Origin of the sequence: Streptomyces daqingensis (assembly GCF_014645895.1) — a bacterium.
In the GTDB taxonomy this organism is placed as follows: domain Bacteria; phylum Actinomycetota; class Actinomycetes; order Streptomycetales; family Streptomycetaceae; genus Streptomyces; species Streptomyces daqingensis.
In genome coordinates, this window is the sequence record NZ_BMMP01000027.1 from 41,315 (window position 1) to 55,249 (window position 13,935).

13 protein-coding genes and 2 tRNA genes are annotated in these 13,935 nt (G+C 70.6%); 6 read left to right on the forward strand and 9 right to left on the reverse strand.

The features are described from left to right. The first annotated feature begins 288 nt into the window (after positions 1 to 288). The 3 genes from IEY56_RS27060 (at position 289) to IEY56_RS27070 (ending at position 1,300) form a co-directional block, all read left to right on the forward strand. Positions 289 to 379 (forward strand) — tRNA-Ser (locus IEY56_RS27060). Between the two features lie 189 nt (positions 380 to 568). Next, positions 569 to 641, forward strand: a tRNA-Arg gene (locus tag IEY56_RS27065). 245 nt (positions 642 to 886) lie between these two features. Next, positions 887 to 1,300, forward strand: coding sequence for a hypothetical protein (locus tag IEY56_RS27070; protein ID WP_189039916.1), 414 nt, complete (start codon positions 887 to 889; stop codon positions 1,298 to 1,300). A gap of 122 nt (positions 1,301 to 1,422) precedes the next feature. On the opposite strand, the gene IEY56_RS27075 is transcribed toward IEY56_RS27070, so the two are convergent. The 4 genes from IEY56_RS27075 to IEY56_RS27090 all read right to left on the reverse strand — a co-directional run bounded on the left by IEY56_RS27075 (position 1,423) and on the right by IEY56_RS27090 (position 4,532). Continuing rightward, positions 1,423 to 1,818 carry a hypothetical protein gene (locus IEY56_RS27075; RefSeq protein WP_189039917.1) on the reverse strand — a complete coding sequence of 132 codons (396 nt, stop codon included), beginning with the start codon at positions 1,816 to 1,818 and terminating at the stop codon, positions 1,423 to 1,425. Between the two features lie 28 nt (positions 1,819 to 1,846). Then, positions 1,847 to 2,302: a protease inhibitor I42 family protein gene (locus tag IEY56_RS27080; protein WP_189039918.1), complete on the reverse strand. Its 456-nt coding sequence runs from the start codon at positions 2,300 to 2,302 to the stop codon at positions 1,847 to 1,849. 22 nt (positions 2,303 to 2,324) lie between these two features. Further along, positions 2,325 to 3,914, reverse strand: coding sequence for a cysteine peptidase family C39 domain-containing protein (locus tag IEY56_RS27085; RefSeq protein WP_189039919.1), 1,590 nt, complete (start codon positions 3,912 to 3,914; stop codon positions 2,325 to 2,327). Between the two features lie 183 nt (positions 3,915 to 4,097). Next, positions 4,098 to 4,532: a WXG100 family type VII secretion target gene (locus IEY56_RS27090; RefSeq protein WP_189039920.1), complete on the reverse strand. Its 435-nt coding sequence runs from the start codon at positions 4,530 to 4,532 to the stop codon at positions 4,098 to 4,100. Positions 4,533 to 4,990: 458 nt separating this feature from the next. On the opposite strand from IEY56_RS27090, the gene IEY56_RS27095 reads away from it, so the two are divergent. Further along, entirely contained in the window at positions 4,991 to 5,515 is a 525-nt protein-coding gene (locus IEY56_RS27095) for a M23 family metallopeptidase (RefSeq protein WP_189039921.1), read from the forward strand. A 332-nt stretch (positions 5,516 to 5,847) separates the two neighbouring features. After that, on the forward strand, positions 5,848 to 6,930 hold the full coding sequence (locus IEY56_RS27100) for an N-acetylmuramoyl-L-alanine amidase (protein ID WP_189039922.1): 1,083 nt from the start codon (positions 5,848 to 5,850) through the stop codon (positions 6,928 to 6,930). 163 nt (positions 6,931 to 7,093) lie between these two features. On the opposite strand, the gene IEY56_RS27105 is transcribed toward IEY56_RS27100, so the two are convergent. The 3 genes from IEY56_RS27105 to IEY56_RS27115 all read right to left on the reverse strand — a co-directional run bounded on the left by IEY56_RS27105 (position 7,094) and on the right by IEY56_RS27115 (position 11,157). Next, on the reverse strand, positions 7,094 to 7,924 hold the full coding sequence (locus IEY56_RS27105) for a YceI family protein (RefSeq protein WP_189039923.1): 831 nt from the start codon (positions 7,922 to 7,924) through the stop codon (positions 7,094 to 7,096). Between the two features lie 193 nt (positions 7,925 to 8,117). After that, the gene (locus IEY56_RS27110; protein WP_506004843.1) at positions 8,118 to 10,547 is read right to left on the reverse strand and encodes an MFS transporter; all 2,430 of its coding nucleotides are present in this window, start codon (positions 10,545 to 10,547) and stop codon (positions 8,118 to 8,120) included. A 139-nt stretch (positions 10,548 to 10,686) separates the two neighbouring features. Next, on the reverse strand, positions 10,687 to 11,157 hold the full coding sequence (locus tag IEY56_RS27115) for a MarR family winged helix-turn-helix transcriptional regulator (protein WP_189039925.1): 471 nt from the start codon (positions 11,155 to 11,157) through the stop codon (positions 10,687 to 10,689). Positions 11,158 to 11,340: 183 nt separating this feature from the next. Between IEY56_RS27115 and IEY56_RS27120 the strand changes: the two genes are divergently transcribed. Continuing rightward, positions 11,341 to 11,562 carry a hypothetical protein gene (locus IEY56_RS27120; RefSeq protein WP_189039926.1) on the forward strand — a complete coding sequence of 74 codons (222 nt, stop codon included), beginning with the start codon at positions 11,341 to 11,343 and terminating at the stop codon, positions 11,560 to 11,562. A gap of 297 nt (positions 11,563 to 11,859) precedes the next feature. Here the strand turns inward: IEY56_RS27120 and IEY56_RS27125 are convergent, their stop codons facing one another. Then, the gene (locus IEY56_RS27125; protein WP_189039927.1) at positions 11,860 to 12,726 is read right to left on the reverse strand and encodes an RNA polymerase sigma factor SigF; all 867 of its coding nucleotides are present in this window, start codon (positions 12,724 to 12,726) and stop codon (positions 11,860 to 11,862) included. 198 nt (positions 12,727 to 12,924) lie between these two features. Beyond that, positions 12,925 to 13,716: an RNA polymerase sigma factor SigF gene (locus IEY56_RS27130; RefSeq protein ID WP_045866024.1), complete on the reverse strand. Its 792-nt coding sequence runs from the start codon at positions 13,714 to 13,716 to the stop codon at positions 12,925 to 12,927. Positions 13,717 to 13,935: the final 219 nt, after the last annotated feature.

Below are 13,935 nucleotides of genomic sequence, written 5' to 3' on the forward strand. Positions count from 1 at the left end.
TCCGCGCGGGGGCGCACGCGCAGGGGCGGATGCCGTCATTGCCGTCATGGGGCTGTGGGTGCGGGACTTGGGCGCGGTGCGGTTCGCGGGCGTGCGGTGCGGGACCCGTCGTCCTCCGCCGCACCGGACGGCCAACGGGCGGATCGTTCCCGGTCATCGACGGGACGGTGTCGCCAATCGCTTTGCCCGGCGGCCCCGGAACCGAGTACGGTGGGGGCCGATTGGAGACAGCCCACCGGGCTGTGCCATCATCTGCACACACCGCTCACGTCTGTCGGGCGGGTGTCGGGAGGCTTCGCCTAGTCTGGTCTATGGCGCCGCACTGCTAATGCGGTTTGGGGATAACCCCCCATCGAGGGTTCAAATCCCTCAGCCTCCGCTTCCGATCTCCAAGATCGCCGAAACCCCGGCTCTCACAGCCGGGGTTTCCGTGTGTTTCGGTGGGGTGCCCGGAACGGGCTTCTCGCAGGTCAGAGGGGGTGCAGGGAACTGATTTCACCTCTGGGCAGCGGTCATGTAATGTTGTTCCCGCAACGCCGCCCCGGTTGATCAACAGCCGGAAGGCCAAGCGCTCGTAGCTTAACGGATAGAGCATCTGACTACGGATCAGAAGGTTGCAGGTTCGAATCCTGCCGAGCGCGCAGCAGGTAAGAGGCCCCTCGGATTATCCGAGGGGCCTCTTCTTGTGCCGTTGACATCAGCGGTGACCTCAGTGGCTGACGCCCCCCGGGGGCCCAGCCGGCGGCGTACCTCCGAGGTGTCGCGCACCCGTCCTGATGCTTGTCGCCCATGCCGGGCGTCGGCCCACAGCGCGGGAGTTCTCCGCGTCGCGTCTGGCAGAGGCTGCGCAGCTCTGCCGCTGTGACTGCCTGGTTTACTTGCCGGTATGACCGAACCGCCCAACCCCCCTGAGTCCACTGGCAAGTGGAACACCCCGTACCTTCCGCAGGTTCCGGGTGTGGTGCAGGCGGCAGCGATCCTGCTGTACGTCGGAGGTGCACTCGCCATACTGTCCGGGCTCTGGCGCCTGTTCCCCGGCGGGATGGTCGGCGCTGTGGGCGGTCTGGCCGCCATATTGGGCGGGGCGCTCTCTCTCGGGCTCGGACGGGCTCTTCAGCTAGGCCGACGATGGGCCTGGAAGACCGTTCTGGTGCTGTGCGCGGTCGGGATCGCGCTGGCTGTGGTCCGCGTCTTCTTCGAACCTCTCCTCTCCGGCGCCTCCGACATCACGTGGCCGGTCGTGTTCGCGATCCTGCTCGGCACCCGGACCGCGCGAGAGTGGTTCGCCGAAGCCCCGTAACCGCGCACCGCGCACCTCGCAACCGCGGCAGCGCCGTGCGTCCGGTAAGTCATGTCTCCGGCGGCCGAGTTGAGCCTCGGGGCCGAGTGGGGCCGTCGGCAGCCGAGTTGCCCCCCGTCGGGCTATCGCCTGCCGTGGGTGTGGCGGAGGGCGAGGAGGTCGGCGACGGCTTCGAGCCAGCGGGCGCAGGTCTCCTCGGCGTCCGGGCCGCCGGCGACGTCCGAGGCGGACCGCAGCCAGGACCGGACCTGGGCGGCTGCCTCCTCGCCGGGGACCGGTTCCGTCAGGTCCCCCGCGTACCGGACGCCCCCGCCGCGGACGATCTTCGCGACGAACGCGACGGCCCGCGGCTGGACGCCGAGCCGGTCGAGGCGGACGGCGGCGCAGACGGCCCCGTCGCCGAAGAGCGCCGTGCGGTGGGCCCCGGTGAAGGAGAGGCCGTAGCGCAGCATGGCTGCCGGGTCGAGTGCGGCGAGTTCGTCGTCGGTGCGGTCCGGGGGCGTCGGGGTGGTGCTCATGGATGCCTCAACTGGGATAGCACGGAGGTCACTTCACGGTGACCTTGTAGGTGTGGTAGCGGCCGCGTCCGTCCGCGTCGGGGGTGGGGCTGCCGCTGGGCACGGGCGAGGGGGAGATCTCGCCGCCGGCGTCGCCTCCTCCGGCGCAGCCCAGCGAGGGGCATTCGAGGAGCCGGATCTCGGTGGTGCCCTTGCCCACTGCCTTGAAGTCGAAGTAGTGGGTGGCGCTGTGCCCGCCGTCGCTGTCGCTCCCGTCGGTCTCCTCGCGGTCGCCGGTGCTGCGTACGACGGCCTTGTCGGGGGCGGGGGAAGCGAGGTACCAGTCCTCCCCCATGGCCGCTTCGACGGGGACGGAGAGCGTGAACTCCTCGCCGTCGTCCACCTGGAGGTTCTTCTCGTCCTGCCCGTAGGTGTCCTGGCCGCACCCGGTCAGGAGCGCGGTCAGCACGAGGGGCAGTGCGGGCAGGGCGAGTCGCTTGGTCACGGTGCGCATGGCGGTCGTCGATTCAGTCGGCGGGGAGGTGGACGGCGTAGGCGTCGGGCAGGTCCTGGTCCGAGGCCTTGCCCATGCGCCCGTTGACGAAGTCGTCCTCGCTGACCCAGGTCGTGGTGCCCCACGGGTTGTAGATCTGCAGCTTGTCGCCCTCCTGGCCGATCACCATCATTCCGTGGCCGCTCCGTTCGCCGTTCGAGTACCCCTCGACGCCGATGGGGACGGGCTTGCCCTCGGCGACGGCCTTCTCGATGTCCGGCAGTACGTCGCGCCGCGCGTCGGCGCTGCGGGTCTCCTGGAAGTCGTACTCGCTGCCGGTGTGGGGGCTGATCTCCTTGTTGACGACCTCGGTCTTGCCGTCGTTGTCCATGCCCGAGGGGGTGTCGGAGAAGAAGCCCTCGTAGTTTCCGTCGCCCTCTTCGTGGACGCGCATCTGCTCGTCGCCGAGGCGTTCGCGGAAGGCGGCCGGGTCGTCCTCCTGGCCGGAGGGGCCGCCGGTCAGCTCCAGGGCGTAGACGGGGTCGACCATGGCGCGGGCGGTGACGGTGGAGGACGGCACGCAGGTGTTGCCGTCCTGCGACCACCGCTCCGTACCGAACCGCTGCTCGTCGGTGTTGCGGTTCGAGCCGTCGGCGTTGAGTCCCTCGTCGGCCTTGCTGTCGCTCGCGGTGGTGACCGGAGTGAGGTGCTGCTGGAGCCAGGCGGGGTCCTTGCCGTGGATCTTGTCGCGGAATTCGGAGACCTCGCCCAGGCTGTACCCGGCGGCGAGGGCCTTGACGAGGTAGGCGCGTTCCTGGGGGGTCTTGGCGTCGGCGAGCATCCGCTCGTACTTCGCCTGGTCGGCGTCGCTCATCTTCTCCAGGCGACGGCCCGAGCGTTCGAGGTCGTTGGCCGAGAGCAGCTCGTTCTGCTCCTGCGGCCGGCCGTCCGTGGCGATGTCGGCGAGGACGAGACGGTCCGCCGCGGAGATCTCGTCGGTCTTCATCCGGCCCGCGCGGGCCTCCGACGCGTACTTGTTGAGCTCGCGCGCGGCGGTGCGGGCGGCGTCGTCGGCCTGCGAGGCCGCCTTGTGCATGGCGCGTACGCCGTGCCCGGCCGCCTCCTGGGCGCGTTTGCGCTCCCGCTCCTCGGCGTCCTTCTCCACCATGTCGTCGAAGAAGCCGTCCTCGCCGCCGAGCATGGAGCGGGCCTCGCGGAGCTGGCGGCGTCCGGAGGAGTCCGCCGCCTGAGCCGCGGTGACGGCGTCGGCGAGGTCGAAGAGCGCCTTGGACGCCTTGCGGAACGCGACGTCCATCTGCTCGGCGGAACGGCCCGCGGCTCCGACCACTTCGGACGCCTTGGCGCCGGTGCTGCCCACCCAGACCGACGGCAGGCCCGACTTGGCGGACTTCTCCACGCGCTCCTGCACGTCGCGGGCGTCGTCGGCCTGCCCCTTGTACCGCTTGGCGATGCTCTCGATGGTGCTGGGCGAGCCGACGGGCGGGGAGACCCCCAGGGCGTCGTCGATCGCTTCGATGAGGGAGTTCTTGTCGTCCGCTCCCGCTATGGACTTCACGTGTCCGGCGAGTTTCTCGCGGCGGTCCGTGGTGGATTCCTCGGCCATGCTTCGTTGCCCCGTGACGTGTTCGGTGTGGACGGCGGTGACGCGGGCCGCGCGGCGCCGCGCGGCTGGGTGGACGTGCGGCCGCATGCCGCGTCCGCGTGCTGTGCGCTGCTGCGGTGCCGGACTGCGGTACCGGGCTGTCGCTGCCCGACTGGTGTGCCGCGGCTCGTCGGGCGGCCGCGGTCAGCCGAAGTCGGCCAGGCCCGGCGGCGGTTCGCCCGGCGTGGGGCCGGTGGTGATCCCGGGGTGGTAGGCCGCCGGTGCCGGCATGGTGGTCACTCCGCCTGCCGCGGGGGCGGGCGCCGCAGGTGTGCCTCCGTCCGCCGCGGAGCGCAGGCCCAGGACGGCTGCGTCGTCGGCGCCCCTGTAGTTCTGCTTGGAGACGCGGACCTTGCCCGCGAGTTCGTGCAGTGCGGCTTCGAGGGTGCGGGCCTCGGCCTGCCAGGCGTCCGCGAAGTCGTCGTACGCCGGGCCCGAGTCGGATCCGCCGAGGGCGTCGGGCGTGTAGCACATCTGGTCCTCGACGGCCTTGCGGATGCGGCCGACGTCGTCGCCCGCGCGGTCGAGCTTCCCGGCCTCCGCCGACATGCCGCTCTCGCGCACCTCGTACCCGGACATCGTCCGCCCCCCTTGCCCCCGGCCGGGTGCGGGTGACGCCCGGCTCCTCGGGCGGGGAGTCTACTCGCACGCGGTGCGGAGTCCGAGGTCAGGGCCCTGCAACTCTGTCCCGCAACTCCTTTGCGGCGCCCGGGTGTTGCCTTTGTGTGGACTCCTCGGGGGCGGGCAGGCGGAGGGTGCGGGATCAGGCCGGCGGAGCCGGATGCGGATTCCGTACGTCCAACCGCTCGCAGCCGCACCGCAGTTCGTCCACAGAGTGAGACGGCGGAAACTTTCAGTGGTCGCACCACGGAAGGTACTGCCCGGTATCGCGCGGGTGTTCACGATTCGCTCCCTGAAAATCCTTCACCTGAGCAAGAAAGTGACACTTGTTGCACGAACGGGGTTGTCGCGTACATGGCTGGCTGCTTCTACTGGCGGACGCACGGAATTCGTCTTCATCCGTGGAAGGAATCCCGATGTCCCGTCTCCCCCACAGCAGACGCGTCAAGCGCGGTCTGATCGCGCTCGCAGCCGTCGCCGGCTGCGCGCTGACCACCCTGGTCGCCGTCCCCGCGAGCGCGGCCGCGACCGGCGGCGAGAAGGCCGCGGATCCGGCGTCGTGCCCCGTCGCCGCCGAGATCAGCCAGGGGTACCACGACGGTCACGACGGCGTCGACCTCGCTGCGCCCCTCGGTACGCCGATGTACGCGGCGGGCCCCGGGACCGTCACCGAGTCGGGTCCCGCCAGCGGCTACGGCCAGTGGATCCGCATCAAGCACTCCGACGGCGCCGTCACCGAGTACGGGCACATGAGTGAGCGCTTCGTGAACGTCGGCGACACCGTCACGGGCGGGCAGCACATCGCCAACGTCGGCAACGAAGGCCAGTCGACCGGCCCGCACCTCCACTTCGAGGTCCACCGCGACGGCGGCATGGGCTTCGGCGACGACCCGCTGGTCTACATGTCGGAGCGCGGCGTCAACCTGCCCTGCACGCCCTGACCGGCTGACCGTACGGGGCCCCCGCGGTCCTCGGCGCCCGGTTCCGCTCCCGGGCGCTCCTCGCGGGGGAAGGGACGTGGAGCCGCCGCCTCCCGGGCGGCTCCACGTCCCGGAACCTCCGGCCCGACGGTGCCTCACGGGGCACCGCGAGCCAGTCCGCACTACCCCGCACCAAGCACGGCCCCGGCGGAGCCCCACCCGCCGGATCGCCGCCGTCCGGGGCGTACCACCCCGCACGACCCTGGCACCGGCCGAGATCCGGTGCGCCGGCCGGTGCCAGGCGCTCGATCCCCCCACTACGTGCCGGACATGCAGAGAGGCAGCCAGACCCGATGAACTCACGCAAGAGACTCCTCGCCGTCACCGTCGGCGGCGCGCTCGCCGCCACGATGGCCGTCGTCGGCCAGAGCGCCACCGCCGCGCCCGCCGACGGCGAGCCGAGCATGGGCAAGGCCTTCAGCGACGCGGCCAAGGAGTTCGACGTGCCGCGCGACCTCCTCGTGTCGGTCGGCTACGCGGAGACCCACCTGGACGGGCACAAGGGCGAGCCCAGCCAGGACAACGGCTTCGGCGTCATGCACCTCGTCGACAACCCCGAGCGCCAGACGCTCGACCAGGCCGCGAAGCTCACCGACGAGTCGGTCGCGGACCTGAAGAAGAACGACGCCGCCAACATCCGCGGCGGTGCCGCCGTCCTGCGCGCCTTCGCCGACAAGGCCGGGCTCAAGGCGGCCGACCGCGAGCGCATCGAGGCCTGGTACCCGGCGGTCGCCGCCTACGGCGGTGCCGACAGCGCCTCCCTCAAGCGCCTCTACGCGGACGCCGCGTACGACTTCGTGAAGAAGGGCCTCCCCGCGAAGGCGAAGGTCGAGATGTCCGGGCAGAAGGTCGCGCCCGAGCGCGGCAAGCTCGCCGACGCGAAGGCCCCCGGCGTCGGCACCAAGAGCGAGGACTACCCGCCGGCCATCTGGAACCCCGCCAACGCGGCCAACTACAACACCGGCCGTGACGCGGCGATCTCCCAGGTCGTCGTCCACGTCACCCAGGGCGCCTACGCGGGCACCATCAGCTGGTTCCAGAACCCCGAGGCCCAGGTCAGCGCCCACTACGTGGTGCGTTCGTCCGACGGCGAGATCACGCAGATGGTGCGCGACGCCGACACGGCGTGGCACGCGCGGGGCGGCAACGCCTCCGCCATCGGCATCGAGCACGAGGGCTTCGTCGACGACCCGTCGTGGTTCACCGACGCCATGTACCGCGCGTCGGGCGCCCTGACGAAGCACCTGTGCGACAAGCACGGCATCCCGAAGGACCGGGCCCACGTCGTCGGGCACAACGAGGTCCCCGGCAACGACCACACCGACCCGGGTCCGAACTGGAACTGGGACACGTACATGGGGTACGTCAACGGCTGACGCAGACGGGGTGATGCCGAAGAACGGAGTCACAGACGAACGGGAGTGAGAACACGGTGGCCCGGTCCTGGAGCGGACCGGGCCACCGTGCGTTCGTTCCGGGGGAGTTCCGCCCGCCCCGGCGCCGCGCACACGGCGCCGGCGCCCGGGCGGGGAGCGGTGCTCACCCCAGGTCGGGCAGGTCCTCGCCCTGCACGGCCTGGACGTCCAGCTCGATCCTGAGCGTGGTGCCGATGGCGGCGATGCCCGCGGCGAGGATCTGGTTGTAGTTCATCGCGAAGTCCTCGCGCTGGAGTTCGGCCGTCGCGCGGAAAGCGGCACGGATGCCGCCCCACGGGTCGGGCCCGTATCCCAGGTACGTCAGGTCCAGAGCCACGTCCCGTACGACCCCGTGCATGGCCAGCCAGCCCTGCACCGTCCACCGGTCGGTGCCGGAGGGCTCGACGGCGTGGCTGCGGTACGTGAGCTGGGGGTGCTTCTCGACGTTCAGGAAGTCCTCGGAACGCAGGTGTGCGTCGCGTATGCGGTTGCCCGTCTCGATGCTGTCGCCCTCGATGACGGCCTCGACGTAGGACTTCTCCGGGTCCTCGTCGATCTCGACCCGTCCGCTGAACTTCGTGAACCTGCCGTGGACGCTGGAGATGCCCAGGTGCTGCGCGGTCGCTCCGATCGTGGAGTGCACGGGGTCGATCGTCCACGGGCCGGGCGGCGGCAGTTCGGTGCCGCCCTGCCGTACCAGCGTCAGCGTCCCCAGCTCGGCCCGTCCCGACGCGGTGACCAGGGCGGTGGCGGCGGCCGGCGCGTAGCCGAGCGCGGTCGCGATCACCGTGTAGGGGCCCGGGGGGAGCGGTTCTTCGCTCTGGGCGACGCCGTCCGTGTCCGCTTCCGCGCGGAGCACCTGCACACCTGTCATGTCGGTCACGGTCAGCACGGCGTGCTGCACCGGCCACCCCTCGCGGGTCTGGATCTGCGCCCGTACGCCTGCGCCTGCCATCTTCCGATTCGCTCCTTCTCGCTCAGGCCCGGTCTTGCGGCCCATGACAGGCCCCCGGCACCGGGGACGGCACGCCGTCCCCCGCCCGCCGCCCAGTCTTCCTGCTGCCCGTGGGTAACGGGAGGTGCGGTGCCGGGCTTCTTCGTGCAGGTCGCCGCGTGATCCGCGTTCGCCGCGCGGCGGCCCGCATGCGTCATTCGTCGGGGTGGTGCAGCTCGATGTCGTAGTCGTCGGCACCCTGGCCGTGGACGTTCAGAGCGGTCGCCACCGGCGGGTAGCCGCTGGCGATGACCGAGTAGTCCCCGGCGTCCAGGTCGGTGAAGCCGTACGCGCCGTCCTCCGCCGTCGTGGCGGTGGCGACGACGTTGCCCGCCGCGTCGATGAGCGTGACCCGCGCGTCGGGCAACGGGCGCCGGTCGCTCCCGGCCCTGATGACGCCCTGCACGCGGGCGCCGGCGGCCAGTTCGAGGTCGATCCTGGTCACGCCCTGGGTCTCGACCTCGACGGGGCGCGCGATCGGCCGGTAGCCGGGCGCGTTGACGGCGATCGTGAAGGTTCCCGGCACGAGTTCGTCGAAGTTGAACTCGCCCCGCTCGCCCGTACGTCCGGTCGCCAGCACCTCGCCCCTGGCGTCGGTGACGACCACCATCGCGTTCCGCACGGGCTGCCCGTCGCCGGTGCTGCGGACGCGTCCGGCGAGCCCGCTGGTCGACGCCAGCAGGATGTCGTGCCGCAGGGGCTCCTCGCCCACGGTCACCGTCGACGCCTGCGGAGTGTGGCCCTCGGCGGCCGCGATCAGCACGTAGCTGCCGGGACCGGGGGTGTCCACCCCGTACCTGCCGTCCATCCGCGCCACGGCCCGCCCGAGCTGACTGCCGCTCAGCGAGATCAGCGTCACGGCGGCCCTGGAGACGCCGGAACCGTCCACGTTGCGGATGGTGCCGCGGACCGAGTGCTGCGAGTTGCCCGACAGCTCGCTCTCCGGGGCCTCCTGAGCGGACGGCGGAGCCTGCAGGTCCTGGGCCCGCTGGACGCCCGCCTGCTGCAGGGCGTGATGCGCGGCGGTGTCGGTGGCGGACGGTCCTGCCGGTTCGGACAGGACGCCGTCGGCGCCCTGCTGCTCCAGGCCGGAGGTCGTCTTCAGCGGCACCTCCTTGATGAGCAGCACCAGGAAGAGGCTCACCAGCGCGACGGGCGCGGCGTAGAGGTAGATGTCGCCGATGGCGTGGCCGTAGGCGCTCTCGATCACCTCACGTATCGGACGGGGGAGTTCGGCGAGGTCGGGGATCTCGCTGCCGGCGCCGCCGGTGGGCCCGCCGTGCTCGATGCCGAGCTTGTCCAGGCCCTCGTTCACGTGGTCCGTGATGCGGTGGGACAGCACCGCGCCCAGCACGGAGACGCCCACCGCACCGCCGAGCGAGCGGAAGAAGTTGACCGCCGAGCTGGCGGCGCCGAGGTCCGCCGTGTCCACCTGGTTCTGGGTGGCGAGGACCAGGTTCTGCATCATCATGCCGACGCCGATGCCGAGCATGCCCATGAAGCAGGCCATGTGCCAGTAGACGGTGTCGTGCCGCAGGGTGCCCAGCAGCCCGAGGCCCGCGGTCAGCAGCACGCCGCCGGAGCAGAGCCACAGCTTCCACTTGCCGGTGCGGGTGATGACCTGCCCGGAGACGGTCGTCGAGAGGAACATGCCGACGATCATGGGGATCGTCATGACACCGGCCATCGTCGGCGACTCGCCACGTGCGAGCTGGAAGTACTGGCTGAGGAAGACCGTCGCGCCGAACATCGAGATGCCGACGAACATCGAGGCCGCCGAGCTCAGCGCGATCGTCCGGTTCTTCAGCAGCCGCAGCGGGATGATCGGCTCGGAGGCCTTCGCCTCGACGAGCAGGAACAGCAGCGCCAGTGCGACGGAGCCGCCGACCATGCTGTAGCTCTGCCACGACAGCCAGTCGTACTTGTCGCCGGCGAAGGTCACCCATATCAGCAGCAGCGAGGCGGCGGCCGCGACGAAGAAGGCACCGAGCCAGTCGATCTTCACCTGGCGCTTGACCGTGGGCAGCCGCAGCGTGGCCTGGAGCACCACCAGCGCGATCACGGCGAAGGGTATGCCGACGTAGAAGCACCAGCGCCAGCCGAGCCAGCTCGTGTCCGTGATGACGCCGCCGAGCAGCGGGCCGCTGACCATCGCGACGGCGAAGGTCGCACCGATGTAGCCGGTGTAGCGGCCGCGTTCCCGCGGCGAGATCATCGCGGCGATCACGGTCTGCACGAGAGCCGTGATGCCGCCCATGCCTATGCCCTGTACGGCGCGCGCGGCGATCAGCAGATTGGTGTCCTGCGAGAAGCCGGCGGTGGCGGAGGCCAGTACGAAGATGACGATGGCGGTCTGCAGCAGGGCCTTCTTGCTGAACAGGTCCGCGAGCTTGCCCCACAGAGGCGTCGTCGCGGTCATCGTCAGCAGGGACGCCGTCACCACCCAGGTGTAGGCGCTCTGTCCGCCGCCCAGCTCCGCGACGATCTTCGGCAGGGCGTTGGCGACGATCGTCGACGACAGGATGGCGACGAACATGCCGAGCAGCAGCCCGGACAGCGCCTCCATGATCTGCCGGTGCGTCATGGGTGCGGCACCACCGGAGGCGTGCGCGGGCGCCGGCGACGCGTGACCGGCTCCGCCTCCGGCGCCGGCTCCGTGCACACCGGAAGGTGTGGTCGTGGCCATTCGTTTCCTTACTTCGTGCTCGGTGCGGTGCGGTGGTCTATGGAGTGTCCTCGGGGGCGGGGCGCGATGCACGGCTGTCGCCGAAGCTTTGGCGAAGACGCTCAAGCATTCCGTTGAGTCCCGCGATCTCCTCGTCGGTCCAGTCGGAGAGGAAGGTCTCCAGCGTCTCCGTGGTGGCCTCGGCCAGGACGTCCAGCTGCCGGCGGCCCGGTCCGGTGAGGCGCAGCAGGCGCGATCTGCCGTCCAGGGGGTCGGGGTGGCGTTCGACCCAGCCCCGTTCCTCGATGTGTGAGACGTGGCGGCTTGTCACCGACATGTCGACGGCCATGAGTTCGGAAAGGCGGCCTATCCGCATCTCTCCGTACTTATGGAGAAGGGTCAGGGCCGCAGCGGAGGCCGGCGGGCAGTCCGGCGGCAATCCTCGCGCCATCTCTCGCCTCACGGCGCCTATGCCGCTAAGGTGCCGGGCCAGTTCCTCGTAGCTACTGCGTGCAGCTCGCGCAGCCATCTCACCCCCTCCTTATTGTTGCTCAGGGCAACCATAGTCCATTAGTTGCTGTACGCAAATTAAATGAGCGAAACGGAAGCAAAGAATCGGCAAAGCGCCGGTGCCGGTGGGGGCGAGGAGAGTGGATCTTCAAGGTGGGGCGGGGGCTGACGGCCCTTCCCGGCTTCGCTAAGGTCCTGCCTCATGGCACACAACCCGCATGCACCGCAGGGCCCGGAGAACGCACAGGATCCGGCCGGCAGCACGCAGATGTTCCGCGCCTTCGTCGAGGAGGAGGGCGGCCCCGGAGGAGCGCGGCGGTCCGCCCCGCAGGCGGCGTCGTCCGGCTCACGGACGGGCCTCGTCCTCGGCATCGTCGCCGCGGTAGTGGTCATCGGTGCCGCGATCTGGCTCGCCATGGCCTGACGGTCCGAAGGGCCGCACTTCACCGGCGCCCCTGCCGGGGCGCTGCCACCGGCGCTCAGCCGTCACCGGGTCGCGCGCGACCGTCCCGCCGTCCGGCGGGCCGCTCTTCACCGGGGCGCTCTCGACGATGCCCCGGTCCGACGGGCCGGTCCGGCTGCGGACCGGCCGCGTGTGTGCGCCCCGGCCCGCGTCCCGCCGGTGACTCTTCCGCTCACTCCGGCGCGTACGCGGGCCGCCCGGAGGTCTCCGCGCGCCGTGGCCGGCACGACCGCGGAGATCCGAGGGGCACGCCCGGGGTCACTCCTCGGCGATCAGACCCTCGCGCAGCTGCGCGAGGGTGCGCGTCAGCAGCCGGGAGACGTGCATCTGCGAGATGCCGACCTCCTCGCCGATCTGGGACTGCGTCATGTTGGCGAAGAAGCGCAGCATGATGATCTGGCGTTCGCGCGACGGCAGTTTGGCCAGCAGCGGCTTCAGCGACTCCCGGTACTCGACGCCCTCCAGCGCCGCGTCCTCGTAGCCCAGCCGGTCCGCGAGGGAGCCCTCGCCGCCGTCCTCCTCCGTGGAGGGGGAGTCCAGCGAGGAGGCCGTGTAGGCGTTCCCCACGGCCAGCCCGTCGACGACGTCCTCCTCGGAAACCCCGAGGGCCTGGGCGAGTTCGGGCACCGTCGGCGAGCGGTCCAGGGTCTGCGACAGCTCGTCGCTCGCCCTGGTGAGCGCCAGCCGCAGCTCCTGGAGGCGGCGGGGTACGCGCACCGACCAGGAGGTGTCGCGGAAGAAGCGCTTGATCTCGCCGACGACCGTCGGCATCGCGAACGTCGGGAACTCCACGCCGCGCTCGGCGTCGAACCGGTCGATGGCCTTGATGAGGCCGATCGTGCCGACCTGGACGATGTCCTCCATCGGCTCGTTGCGGCTGCGGAAGCGCGCGGCGGCGTACCGCACGAGCGGCAGGTTGAGCTCGATGAGGGTGTCCCGCACGTAGGTCCGCTCCGCGCTGTCCTTGCCGAGCGTGGCCAGCCGCAGGAAGAGGGCGCGGGAGAGGGTGCGCGTGTCGAGGGCGGTGTCCTCTGCGGGCGCCTCGAGGGCTCCCATGGCGTCGACGTCGCCGGTCGCGGTCGTGTTCTCGGTGAGCACCTTCGAGCTGCCCAGTTCTACGGACATGCCACCCCCTTGAGGTCGCGGACGGGTCGCAGCGGCACCCTCGTTCGAGGGAGGCACCTCCCCCTGCATACCGGAAGCGCCGTTGCGGCAAACGCAGCTCTTGCAGAATGTCACAAGTAGGCAACGCGACGTAGCCTCATGTCGATAAAACTGCACAGCGAAGGCAGTTGAGTCCTCGTTACGTACGTCTCTGCCCGGTTATGCCTCGATACGGTTCGCCGCGCGAAGCCGCGCGAAGCTCCGGGACAGAAGCCGCGAGACGTGCATCTGGGACACACCCAGCTCGGCGCTGATCTGTGACTGCGTCAGGTTCCGGTAGTAGCGCAGCAGCAGGATCCGCTGCTCGCGCTCGGGGAGTTGGACGAGCAGGTGCCGGACGAGATCGCGGTGCTCGACCCCGTCCAGCTCCGGGTCCTCGTATCCGAGCCGGTCCAGCAGCCCCGGCAGGCCGTCCTCGCGTTCCTGCGCCGCCTCCAACGACGTTGCGCGGTACGAGCGTCCCGCCTCGATGCACGCCAGGACGTCCTCCTCGGCGAGCTTCAGCCGCTCCGCGATCTCGGCCGTGGTGGGCGAGCGCCCGAAAGCGGTGGTCAGGTCCTCCGTCGCGCTGCTGACCTGCACCCACATCTCGTGCAGCCGCCTGGGGACGTGCACGGTGCGGACGTTGTCGCGGAAGTAGCGCCGGATCTCACCGATGATCGTCGGCATGGCGAAGGTCGGGAACTGCACTCCCCGCTCGGAGTCGAAGCGGTCGATGGCGTTGATGAGGCCGATGGTGCCGACCTGGACGACGTCCTCCATCGGCTCGTTGCGGCTGCGGAAGCGGGCTGCCACGTACCGCACCAGCGGCAGGTTCGCCTCGATGAGCGCGGTGCGCACCCGCTCATGGCCGGCGGTGCCGGGCTTCTGCCCGGCCAGCTGCTCGAAGAGCTCCTGGGTCAGCGCCCGGGCCTCCGCGCTGCGGCTCTCGCGGGTCTGGGTCGCCGCCACTCAGCCACCACCTATTCAAGGTCCGGGTCTGTTGCTCGATGCATCGGCCAAAAGCGGTCATAGCATCACAAGACATGTGCAACGTGTGCAAGCACCGTAAATGGCCGTGTTGATGGTGAGTTGAGAAGCGCGAGAGGCCTCCGGCTGCTGGTGGCGGAGGCTGTGCGGAGGGCCGCGGCAGTGGCCGCGGACGGCGTTCGGCCCCCGCACCGGTGAAGC

Excerpts from the sequence above, each read along its gene's own strand:
- IEY56_RS27070 (WP_189039916.1), top strand. The coding sequence starts at position 887 with ATGACCGAACCGCCCAACCCCCCTGAGTCCACTGGCAAGTGGAACACC.
- IEY56_RS27075 (WP_189039917.1), bottom strand. The coding sequence starts at position 1,818 with ATGAGCACCACCCCGACGCCCCCGGACCGCACCGACGACGAACTCGCC.
- IEY56_RS27085 (WP_189039919.1), bottom strand. The coding sequence starts at position 3,914 with ATGGCCGAGGAATCCACCACGGACCGCCGCGAGAAACTCGCCGGACAC.
- IEY56_RS27090 (WP_189039920.1), bottom strand. The coding sequence starts at position 4,532 with ATGTCCGGGTACGAGGTGCGCGAGAGCGGCATGTCGGCGGAGGCCGGG.
- IEY56_RS27095 (WP_189039921.1), top strand. The coding sequence starts at position 4,991 with ATGTCCCGTCTCCCCCACAGCAGACGCGTCAAGCGCGGTCTGATCGCG.
- IEY56_RS27100 (WP_189039922.1), top strand. The coding sequence starts at position 5,848 with ATGAACTCACGCAAGAGACTCCTCGCCGTCACCGTCGGCGGCGCGCTC.
- IEY56_RS27105 (WP_189039923.1), bottom strand. The coding sequence starts at position 7,924 with ATGGCAGGCGCAGGCGTACGGGCGCAGATCCAGACCCGCGAGGGGTGG.
- IEY56_RS27110 (WP_506004843.1), bottom strand. The coding sequence starts at position 10,547 with ATGACGCACCGGCAGATCATGGAGGCGCTGTCCGGGCTGCTGCTCGGC.
- IEY56_RS27115 (WP_189039925.1), bottom strand. The coding sequence starts at position 11,157 with ATGGCTGCGCGAGCTGCACGCAGTAGCTACGAGGAACTGGCCCGGCAC.
- IEY56_RS27120 (WP_189039926.1), top strand. The coding sequence starts at position 11,341 with ATGGCACACAACCCGCATGCACCGCAGGGCCCGGAGAACGCACAGGAT.
- IEY56_RS27125 (WP_189039927.1), bottom strand. The coding sequence starts at position 12,726 with ATGTCCGTAGAACTGGGCAGCTCGAAGGTGCTCACCGAGAACACGACC.